19 protein-coding genes are annotated in these 15987 nt (G+C 51.4%); 6 read left to right on the top strand and 13 right to left on the bottom strand.

The genetic code is table 11. The features are described from left to right. Positions 1-2 precede the first annotated feature (2 nt). The 11 genes from AC0YNV_RS28645 to AC0YNV_RS28595 all read right to left on the bottom strand — a co-directional run bounded on the left by AC0YNV_RS28645 (position 3) and on the right by AC0YNV_RS28595 (position 9733). The gene (locus AC0YNV_RS28645) at positions 3-737 is read right to left on the bottom strand and encodes an SAF domain-containing protein (protein ID WP_475771079.1); all 735 of its coding nucleotides are present in this window, start codon (positions 735-737) and stop codon (positions 3-5) included. 213 nt (positions 738-950) lie between these two features. Beyond that, entirely contained in the window at positions 951-2495 is a 1545-nt protein-coding gene (locus AC0YNV_RS28640) for an MDR family MFS transporter (RefSeq protein ID WP_475771078.1), read from the bottom strand. A 31-nt stretch (positions 2496-2526) separates the two neighbouring features. Next, on the bottom strand, positions 2527-3201 hold the full coding sequence (locus AC0YNV_RS28635; protein WP_475771077.1) for a hypothetical protein: 675 nt from the start codon (positions 3199-3201) through the stop codon (positions 2527-2529). A gap of 13 nt (positions 3202-3214) precedes the next feature. Continuing rightward, positions 3215-3895: a polymer-forming cytoskeletal protein gene (locus AC0YNV_RS28630; protein ID WP_475771076.1), complete on the bottom strand. Its 681-nt coding sequence runs from the start codon at positions 3893-3895 to the stop codon at positions 3215-3217. A 19-nt stretch (positions 3896-3914) separates the two neighbouring features. Continuing rightward, the gene (locus AC0YNV_RS28625) at positions 3915-4538 is read right to left on the bottom strand and encodes a YhbD family protein (protein ID WP_475771075.1); all 624 of its coding nucleotides are present in this window, start codon (positions 4536-4538) and stop codon (positions 3915-3917) included. A 211-nt stretch (positions 4539-4749) separates the two neighbouring features. Further along, positions 4750-5172, bottom strand: coding sequence for a GNAT family N-acetyltransferase (locus AC0YNV_RS28620; RefSeq protein WP_210046107.1), 423 nt, complete (start codon positions 5170-5172; stop codon positions 4750-4752). A gap of 100 nt (positions 5173-5272) precedes the next feature. Beyond that, positions 5273-5623 carry a type II toxin-antitoxin system PemK/MazF family toxin gene (locus AC0YNV_RS28615; protein WP_189000789.1) on the bottom strand — a complete coding sequence of 117 codons (351 nt, stop codon included), beginning with the start codon at positions 5621-5623 and terminating at the stop codon, positions 5273-5275. A 3-nt stretch (positions 5624-5626) separates the two neighbouring features. Further along, entirely contained in the window at positions 5627-5908 is a 282-nt protein-coding gene (locus tag AC0YNV_RS28610; protein WP_189000792.1) for a CopG family ribbon-helix-helix protein, read from the bottom strand. Between the two features lie 216 nt (positions 5909-6124). Continuing rightward, the gene (gene alr / locus AC0YNV_RS28605) at positions 6125-7321 is read right to left on the bottom strand and encodes an alanine racemase (RefSeq protein WP_475771074.1); all 1197 of its coding nucleotides are present in this window, start codon (positions 7319-7321) and stop codon (positions 6125-6127) included. A 147-nt stretch (positions 7322-7468) separates the two neighbouring features. Next, positions 7469-8725 carry an outer membrane lipoprotein-sorting protein gene (locus AC0YNV_RS28600; RefSeq protein WP_475771073.1) on the bottom strand — a complete coding sequence of 419 codons (1257 nt, stop codon included), beginning with the start codon at positions 8723-8725 and terminating at the stop codon, positions 7469-7471. 384 nt (positions 8726-9109) lie between these two features. Continuing rightward, the gene (locus AC0YNV_RS28595; RefSeq protein WP_475771072.1) at positions 9110-9733 is read right to left on the bottom strand and encodes a hypothetical protein; all 624 of its coding nucleotides are present in this window, start codon (positions 9731-9733) and stop codon (positions 9110-9112) included. A gap of 224 nt (positions 9734-9957) precedes the next feature. Between AC0YNV_RS28595 and AC0YNV_RS28590 the strand changes: the two genes are divergently transcribed. The 6 genes from AC0YNV_RS28590 (at position 9958) to AC0YNV_RS28565 (ending at position 13061) form a co-directional block, all read left to right on the top strand. Continuing rightward, positions 9958-10830: an SPFH domain-containing protein gene (locus AC0YNV_RS28590; protein WP_475771071.1), complete on the top strand. Its 873-nt coding sequence runs from the start codon at positions 9958-9960 to the stop codon at positions 10828-10830. Positions 10831-10846: 16 nt separating this feature from the next. Then, positions 10847-11041: a type II toxin-antitoxin system antitoxin gene (locus AC0YNV_RS28585; protein ID WP_210046102.1), complete on the top strand. Its 195-nt coding sequence runs from the start codon at positions 10847-10849 to the stop codon at positions 11039-11041. Positions 11042-11234: 193 nt separating this feature from the next. After that, positions 11235-12206: a helix-turn-helix transcriptional regulator gene (locus AC0YNV_RS28580; RefSeq protein ID WP_475771070.1), complete on the top strand. Its 972-nt coding sequence runs from the start codon at positions 11235-11237 to the stop codon at positions 12204-12206. Positions 12207-12318: 112 nt separating this feature from the next. Next, the gene (locus AC0YNV_RS28575; protein WP_475771069.1) at positions 12319-12741 is read left to right on the top strand and encodes a hypothetical protein; all 423 of its coding nucleotides are present in this window, start codon (positions 12319-12321) and stop codon (positions 12739-12741) included. Continuing rightward, positions 12738-12926 carry a hypothetical protein gene (locus tag AC0YNV_RS28570; protein ID WP_475771068.1) on the top strand — a complete coding sequence of 63 codons (189 nt, stop codon included), beginning with the start codon at positions 12738-12740 and terminating at the stop codon, positions 12924-12926. The genes AC0YNV_RS28575 and AC0YNV_RS28570 overlap by 4 nt, the downstream gene beginning before the upstream one ends. A 9-nt stretch (positions 12927-12935) precedes the next feature. Further along, positions 12936-13061 (top strand): hypothetical protein, encoded by a 126-nt coding sequence (locus AC0YNV_RS28565; RefSeq protein ID WP_475771067.1) that lies wholly within the window; start codon positions 12936-12938, stop codon positions 13059-13061. A 75-nt stretch (positions 13062-13136) separates the two neighbouring features. Here the strand turns inward: AC0YNV_RS28565 and AC0YNV_RS28560 are convergent, their stop codons facing one another. Beyond that, positions 13137-14915 (bottom strand): sensor histidine kinase, encoded by a 1779-nt coding sequence (locus AC0YNV_RS28560; protein WP_475771066.1) that lies wholly within the window; start codon positions 14913-14915, stop codon positions 13137-13139. Between the two features lie 177 nt (positions 14916-15092). Next, positions 15093-15974 (bottom strand): carbohydrate ABC transporter permease, encoded by an 882-nt coding sequence (locus tag AC0YNV_RS28555; RefSeq protein WP_379114272.1) that lies wholly within the window; start codon positions 15972-15974, stop codon positions 15093-15095. Positions 15975-15987: the final 13 nt, after the last annotated feature.

Genomic DNA, 15987 nt, shown 5'->3' with positions numbered 1-15987 from the left:
TCTCACGATCCCGCCTCCGTTCGTGCAGCTGCCGCATCCGCAATATCAAGCGATTGAGAGGAATAGGCGATAACGATCCGGGCTTTTCCGGACTTGCACAGCGAATCGAGCTCAAGCCACTGCTCCTCCTGGAGATTCAGGTTTATGTAATCGATCATGCCGTTGGCGTCCCGTCTGGAGGCGTACATTTTCTCTTTATCTCCGCTTGCCAGCGATAATAGATTGGGGTTGTCCGTGTCGTCAATTTCGATATTGGCCGAGGTTTTGACCGATGCGACCGTCACCGGCTGGTCGAACAGCCGTCCGGAGGCGACTTCCTCGCCTGTCACATACAAGATGACTTTGTCGCCCGCCCGTATTCCGTTGGAGACGGATAGCACATAATCGCGCGGGATTTGAAAAGTCGACTGGGTGCGGCTGGGCAGAAGCCTGAACTTGTCCACCTTCCAGTTGAGCAAAGGTTCTCCCAGCCCGAGAGGGACAACAGCCTCCATACCCGCCACCGATTCCGCATCGAGCACCATTTCGGAGATGTAAGAAGCTTTGGCAACCTGCTTCACTTCAAGCATATCTGGAGTGATCCGCTCCCCCGCCGGTACGAATCTGTTCGGGACCACGACACTCACCGTCTCCTGAAACTCCACCTGCCGCAGCTGCAGCAAATACACGCCATACACAAGCAACCCGGATAACACAGCCGCAGCAATACTAATGATCACATTCCGTCTTCTGTTCATCGCCTTTTCCTTCCCGCAGCCTGACAGCGAAAATAAAAAAGAACGCAGCATGGGCATAATGCCCAAGCATGCGTTCTTCGCATAGTCGTTGCTATTGATCTGCTGTTATATGATGACATCATAATAGCAAACAAGCTTAAAGCTGTCTATACAAAATTGGAAAATTGTCGGTAATTGCCCACTTTTGTCGATTCTACACATTCTCGCACGGACTCAGTGACCACCAAATTCTACCGGCTTGCGTTCCTTATCCCTGCCTTTGCTCTGGTTTGGGATCACCAGTCGCGAGCTGCCCATAAAAAAAACCGTCATCAGGGCCAAGCCTGCCGGAATAAGCCCCCACATGAACATCCTGGAGATGGAGCTTGACAGCGAATCGACGATTTTATCCATAATATCCTGAGGAATCGCAGCCCGCTTCTCCGGTGACAGCAGCTCGCGGATATTGCCGAGGGATTCTGTGCTTCCTTGCGTGCCGGCAAAGGCATTCTTCATATCGCCTGTCAGCAGATTGCGCTGGAGAATACCGAAAACGGTTAAGCCTACAGTCATGCCGAGTGAGCGTATGAAAGCAAGCGTCGAATTGGCAGAGCCCCTTTGACGCATGTCAAAGTCATGAATGCCGGCCATACCCAGAACCGAGAAGGAGAAGCCGACGCCCAAGCCGGCCACAACCATATACACCGATAGCAGGAATTTGGACGTTTCCGGCGTAATGGTGCTCATCAGAAAGGTGCCGAGGACGAACAAGACAGCGGAGAAAATCATGATGTTTCGGTAGGTGGTCTTGCTTGCTCCGTAGCCCCCTATCTGGGCAGACACAACGGATCCGAGCGTCATCGGAAGCAGAATTAATCCTGAATTCGTTGCCGTTCCTCCCGTTACTCCCTGCACATAAATTGGAATATACATGGCAAAGGTGATAAATACTGCCCCGTAAAATAAACTGGTCAAGGTACTGGCTGCAAACAGCCGCTTGCGGAACATGGAGTAGGAAATAATCGGCTCAGCCGCTTTGGTTTCAACGAACAGAAATACGGCAAGCAAAGCGGCGGCGGCCCCGAATAAAGCAAGGATCGTCGGGGAGTCCCAGGCGAATTCCTGACCGCCCAGCTCAAGCCCAAACATCAAGGCAACGATCGAGCCCACCAGTGTTGCTGCGCCCCACCAGTCAATCCGCTGTCTGGAATGCTCCATAGACTCCCGGTAGAATAGCAGGATTAACGCAAGTGCAACAATCCCCACCGGCAGGTTAATGTAGAATATCCAGCGCCAATTAATATGGTCGGTAATGTAAGCCCCGAGCAGCGGGCCAAACAGACTGGATGTGCCGAATACGGCTCCAAAAAGTCCACCCATGCTGCCTCTTTTTTCGGCAGGAAAAATATCGAACATAATAGTGAAAGCAATCGGCACCAGGGCGCCGCCGCCAATCCCCTGAATGGCGCGGTATATGCTCAGCTCTACAATATTGTGGGCTGTGCCGCACAGAACCGAGCCCAATAAAAACAGGAAAATGCCCAGCACAAAGAAACGTTTGCGCCCATACATATCCGATAGCTTGCCGAAAATCGGCATGGCGGCCATTTCCGTGACCAAGTAGGCGGAGGTCACCCAGACGAATTTGTCGACGCCCCCAAGGTCAGCGACAATCGTGCCCATCGCCGTGGCGACGATCGTATTATCAATGGCCGCCACAAGGATGCCGAGCAGCAGCCCGACGACAACCAGGCCCATTCTGCTTCGCTGCTGTGTCATCTTTCTTTCATCTCCTTATTTCGCGTCTTTGTTACTTGGTCTGTTTCTGAGCATGGACGACGCTGCCTTTGTTAAGTTCCAGCGAGCCCCGGTATTCCACCAGCCCGATGTCGCACGCAGGGCCAATGATAACGGTATTGCCCCGGATCACATCCGCCTTGGTATGCTCGACATATATGCTGTCGCCTTCAATCGATTCAGCCTTCAGCTGCGCTGCTCCGGCCCGGGTGAAAAGCTCCTTGATTCCCTGCCATCTGCCGCGCTTCACCCTGATTGCCGCACCCCCGATTTCCCTTGCATAGCAAGGTCCGTACATGCCGATATCCACCCGGTCGGCAGACAGCAGCCCGTGAATCTGGAAAGCACCATTATTCTCGAAACGTTCCGCTTCGCATTCACCGCCTGTATCCAGCTGGCCCTTGATTTTAAAAACGCCGCCCTTGGCGCTGCCCGATATTTTCAATTGTCCAAGCGCGGTCAGCTTGCCGGCCTTGAGATCGCCATCAATCTCAAACTCCCCCACGATTCGGGCGGTGCGGGATATAACGGAGCCGCTGACGGAGCAATTTCCGGTACAGGACAGCGAATCGCTCTCTGTATCCCCGTGTATTTCAGCTTCTCCGGTAATCCGGACACTCTGGAAAACACCGCCCGATGTAGAGCCTGTGCCCGTAATCGTTAATTTACGCTGCTTATTCTGATTCATTTTGCTTCCCCCTTTATCCCTGAATGCGCTGATTGACCTTCGCATCCGGATGAACAGCAAGCTCAGTACGATACTCCACCCGCTCGATGATGCAGCCTGGACCGATAGATATCCGATTGCCGCGGACAACCTGCGCTATTGTTCCTTCCAGATGAATGTTATCCCCTTCAATCGCCCCTGTTGCCAAACGCGGATCGAATACGGGAATCAGCCATTGAAACAGCTTAGACCACAAGCTGCGCTCGGACCTCTTGACCAGAATGCTCTCTCCGCCTATCTCCTTCACCTGACAGCGGCCGTACAACAGTATGTCAATCCTCTCGGCATTGAGCATGCCGTCCATAGTGAACCCCCCGCGGGAGACAAACTGCTCTGCCTCGCAATCGCCATGAAGCTGCAGCAAGCCTTCCAGCTGAATCTCATCACAGGCCATCCGCCCATGAACTTTTATATCCCCTTCCATCTGGAAGTCAGGCGAATAGACGTCGCCCTCCACGGACATTTTTCCCTTCACACGTAGCTGCCGGGACCGGATGGCGCCTCTTATGGTTGCGACCCCGTTAAGCTGAAAGCTTTCGCTGATGAGGTCTCCTTCCACTTTACCTATACCGTCAATCTTTACAGAACGGTAATCGCCTCCCGCCGCGCTGCCAAAACCGGAAAGATTCAGATCCCTGCGCTTGCTCTCATCCATTCCCTGTTCCCTCCTTAACTTAAGTAAGCTTCATTCTCAGCTCTTCTATACAGTCTGTTACCGAAAGCCGCAGCACCTGCTTAACCCCGCGGTCAAAGCCGATTTTCTCGGAACGCCCAAGCAGTAAAAATATCGCAACACCCATCTTCCGGATGAAAACCACATCGCAGCCTTTGTCCTCAAAAGCCTTGAAATGCTCCTCCAGCGTTGGGATGAGCAGTGCCCCTTCTTCCAGACTCATCTCACCGGTCTGCAGCAGCTTGTCGGCAATAAACAGAAATAATAGGCTTTGAAAAGAAAGCAGTGTGTTATCGGGAGAATCCCCTGCAAAGCGTCGTATGACCAACTCCGAAACAATGTTTCGTTTCCAGCAGTCGCTTTTACTGATACGAATGTCATTCAGTTCCGGGGAAAGCTTCCCCACCAGCTCATCCAATGACACATCGTCCTTCAGATGGAGGATTTTCTCAATTCGCGGCAATATCAGATCCCTGGGGAAAAAGGTTTCCTGTCCCGTAAACACGGCTTTGCGGATAAACCATTCCTCCGGAATGAGCTGCTTTCTTTTCCATCTGTAAAGCTGCCCGTAAGAAATCCCAGTAAGCTCAAGCAGCTCCTTCTTCGAAATCAATTCACGTTCCATTTCTTCACCTCTTCCAACAGCGTAACATAACATTGTTACGTTGTGAAGCCGCAAATTCTTCTCGACTGCTCCCTTATTTTATCCGACCCCAGAGCCGGCACAAAGCGTCGCAGGACCGAAAAACATCTCCGTCTGCAGACCGACAGGCGGCTTGCCCGGGTTTCTGCTTCCCCTGACAAGCCGCCTGCCGACTCCCTTATGATTCTAACGATTAGTATGTCTTGACCATTAACAGATGAGGAATCCCCTCTTCCATGAAGATCTCGGAAGCCGGCTGATAGCCCAATTTCGTATAAAAAGGCTCCGCATGCGTCTGGCCGTGCAGCTTGGCGCGAACCGCTCCCAGCTCCTTTGAGACCTCTTCCATTGCGATAACCATGTCTCTGCCCAGTCCATATTTGCGGTGAGACATCAATACGCAGATGCGCTCCAGCTTGGCTGTATCGCCGAGCAGTCTGAGCCTGGCTGCGCCGACAGGCCGGTCCCCGTCGATAATGACAAAATGCTCCGCCGCATCCTCGAACTCATCGATTTCCACCTCGACCGGAACGCCCTGCTCTTCCACGAAAACCGCTCTGCGGACTTCATAGGCTTTATCCCGTTCTTCCGGTGTGCTGACTCTTATAATTTTCATCTTAAGTATTCCTCCTTCAGGTTTGTCCATTTCCAATATAATTAAAAAACAGGGCGCCATCGCCCTGTTTCGTAACCTGCCGATATAAGACGATACTAGCTTAAAAATCGATCAGGCCGACGCTGATTTGCAAGGATTCATCGACTTTACGCATCGTTTCATCGTCCAGATGCGTAATCTTATCCGTCAATCTTTGCTTGTCGATCGTCCGGATCTGTTCCAGCAAAATGACCGAATCCCGGTCAAAGCCATGTGATGCCGCATCAATTTCAACGTGCGTAGGCAGCTTCGCCTTTTGAATTTGTGCCGTAATGGCAGCCACAATGACCGTTGGGCTGAAACGGTTGCCGATATCATTCTGAATGACAAGAACCGGACGGACTCCACCCTGCTCCGATCCGACTACAGGTGACAAATCTGCAAAAAACACATCGCCGCGTTTAACAATCAACCTCTACACCCCGCTTACGAGTCGGCCAAGCGTATCGCCGGCATCTTCCTCCGCTTGAAAAGCTTCCGATGCCATAACCAGGTTGATTTTCGCCATTTCCAAATAACCGCGCTGCATCGACTCGCGGATCTGACGCTTTTTACGTTCAACTAAATACAGCTTCATCGCCTGACGAATAAATTCGCTGCGGTTTGAGTTTTCTTTGGCAACGATCCCGTCGACTTCTTCTAACAAATGATCGGGCAAACTGATCATTATCCTCTTGGTGTTTTGCAAATTGGCCACCAAACTCGCACCCCCAAAACATTTCCAGCAAAAGCGCACTATCAGTATTTCATTGTTGTGATCGTATTATACACCATCATATCTATGCGCGTGATATATCAAGTATGCTGCATCTATTAGCAGATGCGGAGTATGCCATTTACCCTCGTCCTACTCTTATTCGAGGTAAATCGCCAATATCCTGCTTAAACTTACTCCTTTTTTGAAAGGAAATATTTAAACCGGTTTGAGCAGCGGATTCTCTACCGCCGCGGGCTTGCCCCCGCGCATATAAATACGCGGCACCCGCGAAGCGATCATGCATGTCACTTCATAGTTGATCGTTCCGAGAATATCGGCCACTTCGTCGGCTGTAATCGTCTCACCGCCCTGGGAGCCGATCAGAACAACCTCCTCGCCAGCCATCACCGGGCCGCTGCCGGATGCTTCTGCTTCAGCCGCTTCCAGCGCAATCATGCATTGGTCCATGCAGATTGCACCCAGAATCGGCACACGGCGTCCGCGCACAAGCGCCGAAGCCTTGCCAGTCATCATCCTGCTGTAGCCATCGGCATAACCGATGGGGAGCGTCCCGATCCGCTCGCCTTCTGCGCTTGTTACATAACGTGAACCGTAGCTGATTCCCCAGCCTGACGGAACTTCCTTTACCATCACGACCTGCGTCTTGAGCGACAATACAGGCTTAAGAGCAATCCGGCTCCGGTTCACTTCAGCAGAGGGATACAATCCATACATGCCGATGCCAAGTCTCAGCATTCCGCAGCCAAGCTCGGGCGTATCCATCCCCGTAGCGCTGTTGGCCGCATGTATAAGGGGTATCTCGTGTCCAGCCTGCTTCATATCCCGAACAAAAGCGGTGAACCGTTCAAACTGCAGCTGCGTATAAGCCTTATCCGCTTCATCCGCCCGGGCATAATGGGTGAACAGGCCCTCCACAAACAGCCGCGGCTCCCCTAACGCACGAGCTATGAAAGCCAGCCCCTCCGCTCCCGGAAGCAGGCCCAGACGGCCCATGCCGGTATCCACTTTCACATGAACGGTGAGCCGTTTGCCGTTATCGGGCAGGCCGGCTGCCGCATCCAGAACATCTTCACGGAACAACGTGATGGCAATATTAAGGTCCCTGGCCGCAGCGAGCCCTTCCGGCGGTACATAGCCGAGAACGAGAACAGGGATTTGAATTCCAGCCTCGCGAAGCTCTATCGCTTCATCCAGAAAAGCGACGCCCAGATAATCGACACCGCAGGCTTCCGCCTCTCTGGCAATTTCTACGGCACCGTGTCCGTATGCGTTGGCTTTGACCGAGGCCATCAGCCGCATACCCTCCGGTATCGCACTGCGAAAGGACTGCAGATTATGCGCAAGCGCGTCCAAAGATATTTCAGCCCTGGTGGGGCGGTAATACACGTTCAACTTACGTCCACCTTCTCCTCATCTAAACGCTCAAACGCCCGTTCGTATGGGGAGTATCCCCTACGCACGGGCGTTTGCTTTTATAACCCATAACCTTATGTTATACGTTGAGCCTTGAGGCTGTCAATGAAACGGGGAACCATTCCTTTATTTACTGATTTCTCCCTGCACCGACTGCGCAACCTTGACCATCTCGTAATCCGGCAGCGTAGCGCTGGTGATCCGGTATTCAATTCCATTGTAGGTCCAGGTCAGCGTTTTCTGCTCGTCGCCGCTCATTTGACCGAGTGTGAAGCCCAGATCGACCATATCCCCTTTCATCATGGAGACAGCCTGGTCACGAGGCTGAGTTTCAATCAGCGTATAGTCGTAATCGCCCGTATAGCGGATCATAAAGCCCGGATTGCCGCCAAACACAATCTCCTGCTGATCCATCTCCGATACCCCTTCAGGCAGGTAGGAAGGCTCCATCGCGGTAAAGATTTGACCTTCAGTCCCGTCGGATTCCGCAGCCGGCGCCAGAGCGTCATCCGCATTCTCGTCCTGAGTTGAAGTATCACTATTGGCGCCGGTATTATCCGCATTCGTAGCGGTGTCTTCTGCATTATCCGGATTGGCATTGGCGTTATCGTCCGTAGTTGGCGTTTCTTCCGTCTGATTGTCGCCTGTATTTTGCGGTGAGTTTGCTTCAGGTGTAAGTACGGGCTCGTCATTTGCCGAAGCATTTGATTCATTATCCGGCTGCGCTGTCGTCGGTTGATTGCTCGTGCTGCTCTCCATATTGCGCTGGGTATCGAAGACGCTCTTATCGAGCTTGGAGCCGAACTCGAATTTGTTGAATTCCACCTCAACCATGACGGCGGCATTGGTATCGCTCACTTCCACCTTGCTTGGCGCATAATCCGATTTATTGAGCCATATTTTCTGGCGTGCCAGTGAACCGTTCTGATAATTCGCCATGACATCGAAGACGTAGTTGTCCTTATCGACGGCAAATTGACGGGAATTATCCAGCAAAATACTGGATACCAGCGTCTGGTACAGGTAGACCTGACCTTGGTTGGCCGGCCAGTCGCTCTGGAACCGGAACACCTTGTTCAGACGGGGCGTCAGGACAAACACGCCTTCATCGTTACGGAGCACAATTTGAGTAATGTCCTTCTTGGCATTGGTCAGTTCAATTCTGTAATACTGCGGCTTCTGGTAAGAGACGTCAACCTGGTACTCCAGAGGCTGCTGTCCGGTATGCAGAGTCATCGTGCCTGTTCCGTGATAGCTTTCCATTTTGTTAACCGTCTGGTCCAAATCCTTGACAACTGAATTCGCGTCCTTAGTCCCGCAGCCGGCGAGCACCGCCGTGGCGCACAGCAAGATGGCTGCGATGAAACTGATTCGACGACGCATGAGATCAACCCCTCATCACAAGTTTTTTTAAACGTATCCGGAGCTGTACGTGACCAGAGCGAGCGCTGATTCACACTGGCTCGTACGGGACAAGGCCGTTTACGCTTGACTTGTACATGTCTATGAGGGGACTTGGACAATTATGCGGACTAGTTTGACAAGCTTATTAAATAGGAGTGCGAGGGGGATAATTATTGCAGATGTGCAAACAGCGGCATTGGCGCTGCGCTCCCGGCTTTTCCGGCTTTGACAATGCTTGCATTTGCCAAAAAAAGAAGGCGGGCACTTTTCTTCAAAGTGTCTGCCTTCCGGTTTGACCATACTTATTGAAGCGGCCATTAAGAAGAAACGGCTCTCTCCATCCTTGGGCGGCACAGCAAGAGGTTATAGCCTGTTATCTGCGCCTTCCGCTGCCATCAGATAGCTGTCCAGCGCTTGATGGAACCGGAAAAAGGAACCGGACAGCACATCGATGTTCCTTTTCAAGTGCTTCTTCGTGGATACGTTTTTGTAATAGAGGAATTGATCCACATTCTTGTCCAGTTTATCTCTGAGAGTGAGAATGAAATCGGGAGATGCCTGCTGCTCCGCCAGCTCATTCAAATCAGCGGCCAGCGCTTCGCTCAGATCCTGCAAATTCGGCAGAGCCAGCTGCTGCTGTATAAAGAACATCTCCGGTGTGAAATCCTCGCGAAAATCCTGTCCGGGAATTTGTTCCCAGTAATCATTCCACGTCTGCAGCAGATCGGTTTTGAACAGCATATATTTGAGGAATCCGCACAACCAGGCCGTACAGCTCGTATTTCGAAGCTGGCAGCCCACCCGGTCGGACAGATGTCTGCAGCCGCTGCAGCAGGAACCGCCATGATCGATACAAACTTTGCAAATATGATTCGTTCCGATTTCCTGCATGACCTGCAAACCGTTGTCGATGACCTTCTGTCTGGTTACCAGCTTCAGCTCGGGTTGAGGCTGCGATTTGCTGCTGTTGATGGTGAATCCGGACATTCGCATCCACTCCATTTCTATTATAGGCAGCATAAATAATTGAATGTTTGAATGTTCTGATATCCTCTGTATTATACCCCAGAGAAAGGACAATCCTCAACAAAAGGAAATCCCCGTTAAAAAAAGATGCGCGGCAGTTTCCCGTTTGCAACATTAAGCGGATTGAAATTATTGAAAAAAGTGATATCATATAAATATCACATTGATATTAGGGAGGATTCAATATGCAGGAACGCAAAGCTTGGCACGTGAATGGCTTTCTTGCCTTGCTGTTATCGCTCGTTCTGGTCGTTGGCGCAGTGGTTCTGTTTATCGCAGTCGGAACGAAGGATGAGCCGGGTTCAGGACTGATCATTCTTGGGGTGGTGATGCTGCTGCTTGGTTTTGTGCTCATGACGTCGCTCAGCGTCGTCCAGCCCAATCAGGCCAAGGTCATCACTTTCTTCGGCAAATACAAAGGAACGGTGACCGACAGCGGCTTATGGCTTGTATTTCCATTCACCAACAAGGCACGGGTGTCTCTGAAAGTCCGCAATTTCAACTCCCAGAAGCTGAAGGTCAATGATCATTCCGGGAACCCGGTAGAAATTGCGGCCGTCGTGGTTTTCAAGGTGACCGATACGGCAAAGGCTTCATTCGACGTCGACAATTACGAGAAATTCGTCGAAATCCAGAGCGAGACGGCAGTACGGCATATCGCCGCACAATATCCTTACGACTCCTATGACGAGGATGGAACCTTCTCCCTTCGCGGCAATGCGGATGAGGTATCCTCCAGGTTGATGGCGGAGCTCCAAAGCCGACTTATGGTAGCTGGCGTTCAGGTTATGGAGACCCGGCTCTCCCATCTGGCCTATGCTCCCGAGATTGCCAATGCAATGCTGCAGCGCCAGCAGGCGGCAGCTATCGTATCGGCCAGGCAAATGATCGTTGACGGTGCCGTTGGTATGGTGGATTCAGCCCTGCAGCAGCTGGAGCAACGCGGCATCGTACTCGATGACGAACGCCGTGCGGCAATGATCAACAATCTGATGGTGGCCATCGTTTCCGAACGCGGAACGACCCCGGTCATCAATACGGGCACACTTTACACCTGAAGGCTGAATCATCTATATGGCCAAAGAACGCAAGGCGTTCCCGCTTCGTCTCGACGTCGAGCTGCACCAGGCGCTGGAGAAATGGGCTGCAGACGAGTTCCGCAGCGTGAACGCGCATATCGAGTTTCTGCTGCGCGATGCCCTGCGCAGGGCGGGGCGTATGAAACGGCCGCTGCCACCACAGCAGCCGGATGAAGCTGAAGAGACATAAAGTTTATTTTCCCAACGGAAAGAAAAACTCTTAAAGAGAGTGCCGCCGAACAAATTCGGACGGCACTTTCTTTGTATTGTGCGGGAATTCGTGCTCCTTGGAGCATTTATTGCTGCTGAACATAAATACAGGTACCATAAAGGATAGGATTTACACCCCTTCCTATTCTAATCCATAAAGGATGTGCCCTCTCATGTCCAAAGCTGATCATATGCTGTCTATTCTATGGCTGCTGAAGACCCGCAGGAAAATGAGCGCCTTCGCGCTCGCCGATGAGCTGGAAATCCATGTCCGCAGCGTTTACCGGTATATCGACGCATTATGCGCCAGCGGCGTTCCCATTCTTTCCGACAAGGGCCGGGCTGGCGGCTACTACATCCCGGACCATTTTACAGATGCCCCGCTGTTCTTCGATGAACAGGAGCAGAAGGCCCTCGTTCATGCAGCTCTGTTCGCTCAGGAAGCGGGCTACCCCCAAGGGGATGTATTGGAGCGTGCTGTCGGCAAAATAAAGCGGTACACCAATCCGCAGCAGTTAGAGCGTCTGGAACGGCATGAAGCGGATGTTGAGATCATTGAACCGCCTGTTCCGGATGGTGAGTCGCGCATGCTGCAGCAGCTGGAGTCCTCCCTGGACGCCCGTCATTCCGTGTCCATTACGTACCAGACCGGGCTTGAAGGCTTACCGCAAGTACGCCGGATCGATCCTTACGGTCTCGTACACTGGAAAAGCAAATGGTATTTGATCGGCTTCTGCCATCTTCGCGAAGAAATCCGCAGCTTCCGCGTTGACCGTATAAAAGCCGTATCCGGTACGGACTTTATCTTTCAACGTCCGGAAGGGTTCTCTGCCCGGGATTTTCTGCTCGGGAGCCTGCTTCCGGATTCAGGACCTGAATCGAACCGGGTATCGGTGCATGTTACCGGGAATGCCGAAGCCCTGGACGATTTGAGCAGGCATTGGCTGGTCTCGCACACTCTGATCGAACGATCCGCCCATCATGTTGATTTTGAGCTGGATGAATGGAATTTATATACGCAAGCTCCTTACCTGCTGCTGTCATACGGAGGCCGGATACAGGTCCAGGAGCCGCCTGAGCTGCGGGAATGCTTGGCCGAGATAGCCTTTGCTTTATATGATGTTTACCGCTCTCCTTCCCCTTAAACAAACCCTAACCTGATTTTTTTCCCATCAAAAATTAAAGGCTGACCATGGCTGTCAGCCTTTGTGTTATATATTAACTAACAGCAGTTTATTAAAACGGGAGGTTACCTCTATGGCAGGCATCATATTCAGGCATGATATTATAACCGAAACCAGCATAAGCTGGGAAAAGTGGACGCAGCTTCTCCAGGAGGATTGCGGCGCGGCATATTCCCATGATCAGCTGATTGCCTATTTGCTGGAAGTACGCGAGGTCAGCGCCAAATGGGCGCCTATCATCGCTGCTATGTATGGTCAGAGCCTTGGACGCAAGCCTGTCGGGCAGACGGCCGCAGTGGGATTCAATATCGGCGTCCGAAAAACCGTTGCGGCTCCCCGAGAACGGGTCTGGTCCCATATGCTCTCCCCTGAGGGTCTGAAGCTGTGGATCGGTGAAATCCCCTCCCTGACGCTGGAGGCCGGAAGCGTATTCGAGTCCCGGGACGGAACCTCCGGCAGGCTTGGCTGGTCAAACCGTATGAGAAGCTGCGGATGAGCTGGCAGCGAAAGGATTGGGACAAGCCCTCGTCGCTGCAGATTTATTGGTTATCCCCGTCTGCGCGGAAGACAACGATCAGCTTCCACCAGGAGAAGCTGGAGGATCTCTATATGAGAGAGATCATGCGGCTGCACTGGGACAAAGCTGCGGAAACCATTGATAGAGAAACAAGGGAGGATTAACCGCATATTATGCCTGCTGCTTCGAGGATACCAGGCAAAGAACAAATTCAAGCTGCTGCACCGCACCAACTAAAGGTTCGCTATCTCAAAGTGGGCTTTAAGGAAGAAATGACGATAAATATTTTTGCTGGTTAATAACGGACTTGTCTAGAGGTGCGGTCATGGCATATTGGAGCATAAGGCCGCCCTCTCCTTTTCATTTTATTACGGTTAAATAGATTCCAGGTTATGTCCCTGGTTGCTGCCATTCTTCACTTCTTCCACCGGAATCGACAATCGGACTTGAAACCGCCCTGGTTCATTCACGATTTGCAGCCCGCTGTCAGGGCCATACTTTAATTTCAGCCTGCGGTGTACATTGACGAGGCCGGTGGTTTCTACATTCAGGCTGTTCGTCTTCAGCTTCAGCAGCAGCTCCTGGAATTGAGGCTCAGGTATATGCTCCCCATTGTTATCTACAAGAATGATCAAATATCCCTTCTCATATTTGAAGCAAACCTCTAATCTTCCATCTGCGATCGTATTGCGAAATCCGTATTGATAGGCATTTTCCAGCAAGGGCTGGATAATGAGCTTGGGAACCCGAAATGCGCGGTACGAATCCGGAACGGCCTCCAGATGCACAGCAATGCGATCCTCAAAACGGAAAGTCTGAATGGCGATATAATTTTGGGCAAACTTAATCTCTTCCTCCAGCGGCACATCATCCTGCTGCGTCCTTGTTATGTAGTGAAAATAATGACCCAAATGATGAGAAAACAAGGCGATATTCTCGTTCTCCTCATTCTTGGCCATCCGGTAGAGGTTGAAGAAGCAGTTATAGAGAAAATGCGGATTGATTTGGGACTGAAGCTGCCTCAGCTCAGACAGGTTGGCCCGGTACTTTTGCTCGTACACCTCTTGAATCATTTCCGTCATATTCGCCACCATGGAGTTGAATTGACTGTACAGGTAGCCAAATTCGTCTGATCTGCGATGTGTCAGTATCGTCCCCCAATTGCCGTTCTCCACCCGTTGAAATGCCCGCAATAATCGCCTCATGGGTTGATGAATTTGCCGGAAAATCCAATAAGCGAATAATACGATTACGATGATGGAAATGGCCGATAACGCCCAATACCAGTTGCGATACTCGCTGAGTGAGCCCAATATGGCAGACTCGGGCATATAGGACAGCAGCGTAACTCCGTGGGATGCGGAGCGTTCCACGATGAACCAGTATTTTTCCCCGTCGATGGTAGTCTCTTTCACGTAAGAGGGGCTATCCTTGGGAAAGCCGGCCATAATCGGCTTGATCTCGAACCATGGAATAGGCGCATTGTCGCTGGTTACGGCCCACTCTCCCCCGGGATCGATAAGCATGGACCCTCCTTTGCCGCCTATTTCGAAACGATTGAGTACCTCCTTCAACCGCTCCTGATTGATTTCAACCCCGATCAGAAATTGGGGCTCCTGCCCGTTGATCAGCGCCAGATTCGAATAAGGGAAGCTGATGAATAGACGGTTCTGCCAATGGATAAACGGATTCTCATAACGGTTGTTAATCGATTTCAGCGCGGTATATTCGCCCTCCGGAAGAGCGCTGTATTGGGTTGAATCCGTAATCCATCTATGTGTATTTGGCAAAAAGGCGGCTGCGTTCAGAATATACGGGCTTGTGTTGATCATCCGGTTAAGCTGATTGTTGATGGATATAATGGCCTCGCGGCGTTCCTTGTCGCTAATAATCGGATCGGCGATGCTGAGCGTCCGCAGATTCCTGTCGTTCACATATTCCTCCTGCATGCTGATAATACGGGTGAATTCGCTGTCCAGCAAATGAATGTAGAAGGAGACCCTCGATTGAATCGAATTTTCGATTTCCTGCCTGACATTCCGCTCCCCATACTCATTCATCTTCAGGCTCAGGACATAAATCGGTGTTATCACGACAAGAAAAGACAACAGCAGCTTGGGATAAATACTCGAAAGCTTGACCCGCCAACACATTTTAAGTCTCGACCTCCTTGTGTAGTAGGACCTTTTCGACAAAACAGGAAAAATGTCCTGCTAGGGACAGCAGGACATGCGAGACCTCCAATGGTTGATGATGCGTTTGGGAACGGAGCTTGCCATCCTGGCGGTCTGCTCCGATTTCCAAGAATGCAAGCATCGGAGCAGCCGTTATTATTCCTTCACGCTTCCCAGTACAATGCCTTTGATAAAAAAGCGCTGCAGAAACGGATATACGAGCAGGATCGGGAGTGCGCCGAGGAATATTTGGGCAGCTCTTGTCGTGCGCTCCGACACGCTGTTCATCAGGTTCAGAACATCTTCCGAGCCAAGCGATGTAAAGTCCAACTCGATCACGATGGTACGCAGGTAGGTCTGGAGCGGAAAGTGTAAAGGCGAGTTCATATAAATCATTCCGTCGAACCAGGCGTTCCAGTGATTCACCGTGCTGAATAACGTGATTGTGGCAAGCGCGGGCAGCGATAGGGGCAAATAAACCCGGATGAGCGTAGCAAAGTGTCCCGCTCCATCTATCAAGGCAGCCTCCTCCAGCTCCTTCGGCAAATTTCGGAAAAAGTTGAGCAGCAGAAGGACGTTGAAAACAGGTACTGCGCTTGGCAGCACCAATGCCCAGACCGAATCGAGCAGGCCGGTATATCGAACGGCAAGATAATTCGGGATAAGCCCTCCATTGAATAAAATCGTAAAGACCAGAAACCAGGCATACAAGGTCCGCATAGGAAAAGCCCTGCTGTCCTTGGATAGCGGATAGGCGAGCAGAATCACCATGAGCATATTGAAGGGGACACCCAGCAATACCCGTTTTATCGTTACAAGCACGGATTTCAGAAAATCCGGTTTATCCAGGACATATTTATAAGCGTCTGTCGTGAAATCAACGGGCCATAGGAAAACTTCCCCCACCGACAGGCTGCTGCTGAATGAAATAGCCAGTACATGCAGAAGCGGAAAAATGCACAGCAAAGATAGTCCGATAAGAAACGTATGGTTCATGATGTCAAAGAAGCGTCCAAACCATGAGCGGTCTTGTACCAATTCTTGCTCTCCC

This window comes from Paenibacillus sp. JT31N11, assembly GCF_056269285.1.
Note: the sequence above shows the minus strand (reverse complement) of the source record. Positions and strands in the feature narration are given on the sequence as shown.

What these genes read in the sequence shown, in the direction of transcription:
- AC0YNV_RS28570 (WP_475771068.1), top strand. Translation starts at nt 12,738, where the DNA reads ATGAGCTGGCAGCGAAAGGATTGGGACAAGCCCTCGTCGCTGCAGATT.
- AC0YNV_RS28560 (WP_475771066.1), bottom strand. Translation starts at nt 14,915, where the DNA reads ATGTGTTGGCGGGTCAAGCTTTCGAGTATTTATCCCAAGCTGCTGTTG.
- AC0YNV_RS28575 (WP_475771069.1), top strand. Translation starts at nt 12,319, where the DNA reads ATGGCAGGCATCATATTCAGGCATGATATTATAACCGAAACCAGCATA.
- AC0YNV_RS28630 (WP_475771076.1), bottom strand. Translation starts at nt 3,895, where the DNA reads ATGGATGAGAGCAAGCGCAGGGATCTGAATCTTTCCGGTTTTGGCAGC.
- AC0YNV_RS28635 (WP_475771077.1), bottom strand. Translation starts at nt 3,201, where the DNA reads ATGAATCAGAATAAGCAGCGTAAATTAACGATTACGGGCACAGGCTCT.
- AC0YNV_RS28585 (WP_210046102.1), top strand. Translation starts at nt 10,847, where the DNA reads ATGGCCAAAGAACGCAAGGCGTTCCCGCTTCGTCTCGACGTCGAGCTG.
- AC0YNV_RS28645 (WP_475771079.1), bottom strand. Translation starts at nt 737, where the DNA reads ATGAACAGAAGACGGAATGTGATCATTAGTATTGCTGCGGCTGTGTTA.
- AC0YNV_RS28595 (WP_475771072.1), bottom strand. Translation starts at nt 9,733, where the DNA reads ATGTCCGGATTCACCATCAACAGCAGCAAATCGCAGCCTCAACCCGAG.
- AC0YNV_RS28600 (WP_475771073.1), bottom strand. Translation starts at nt 8,725, where the DNA reads ATGCGTCGTCGAATCAGTTTCATCGCAGCCATCTTGCTGTGCGCCACG.
- AC0YNV_RS28590 (WP_475771071.1), top strand. Translation starts at nt 9,958, where the DNA reads ATGCAGGAACGCAAAGCTTGGCACGTGAATGGCTTTCTTGCCTTGCTG.
- AC0YNV_RS28640 (WP_475771078.1), bottom strand. Translation starts at nt 2,495, where the DNA reads ATGACACAGCAGCGAAGCAGAATGGGCCTGGTTGTCGTCGGGCTGCTG.
- AC0YNV_RS28580 (WP_475771070.1), top strand. Translation starts at nt 11,235, where the DNA reads ATGTCCAAAGCTGATCATATGCTGTCTATTCTATGGCTGCTGAAGACC.
- AC0YNV_RS28625 (WP_475771075.1), bottom strand. Translation starts at nt 4,538, where the DNA reads ATGGAACGTGAATTGATTTCGAAGAAGGAGCTGCTTGAGCTTACTGGG.
- AC0YNV_RS28620 (WP_210046107.1), bottom strand. Translation starts at nt 5,172, where the DNA reads ATGAAAATTATAAGAGTCAGCACACCGGAAGAACGGGATAAAGCCTAT.
- AC0YNV_RS28565 (WP_475771067.1), top strand. Translation starts at nt 12,936, where the DNA reads ATGCCTGCTGCTTCGAGGATACCAGGCAAAGAACAAATTCAAGCTGCT.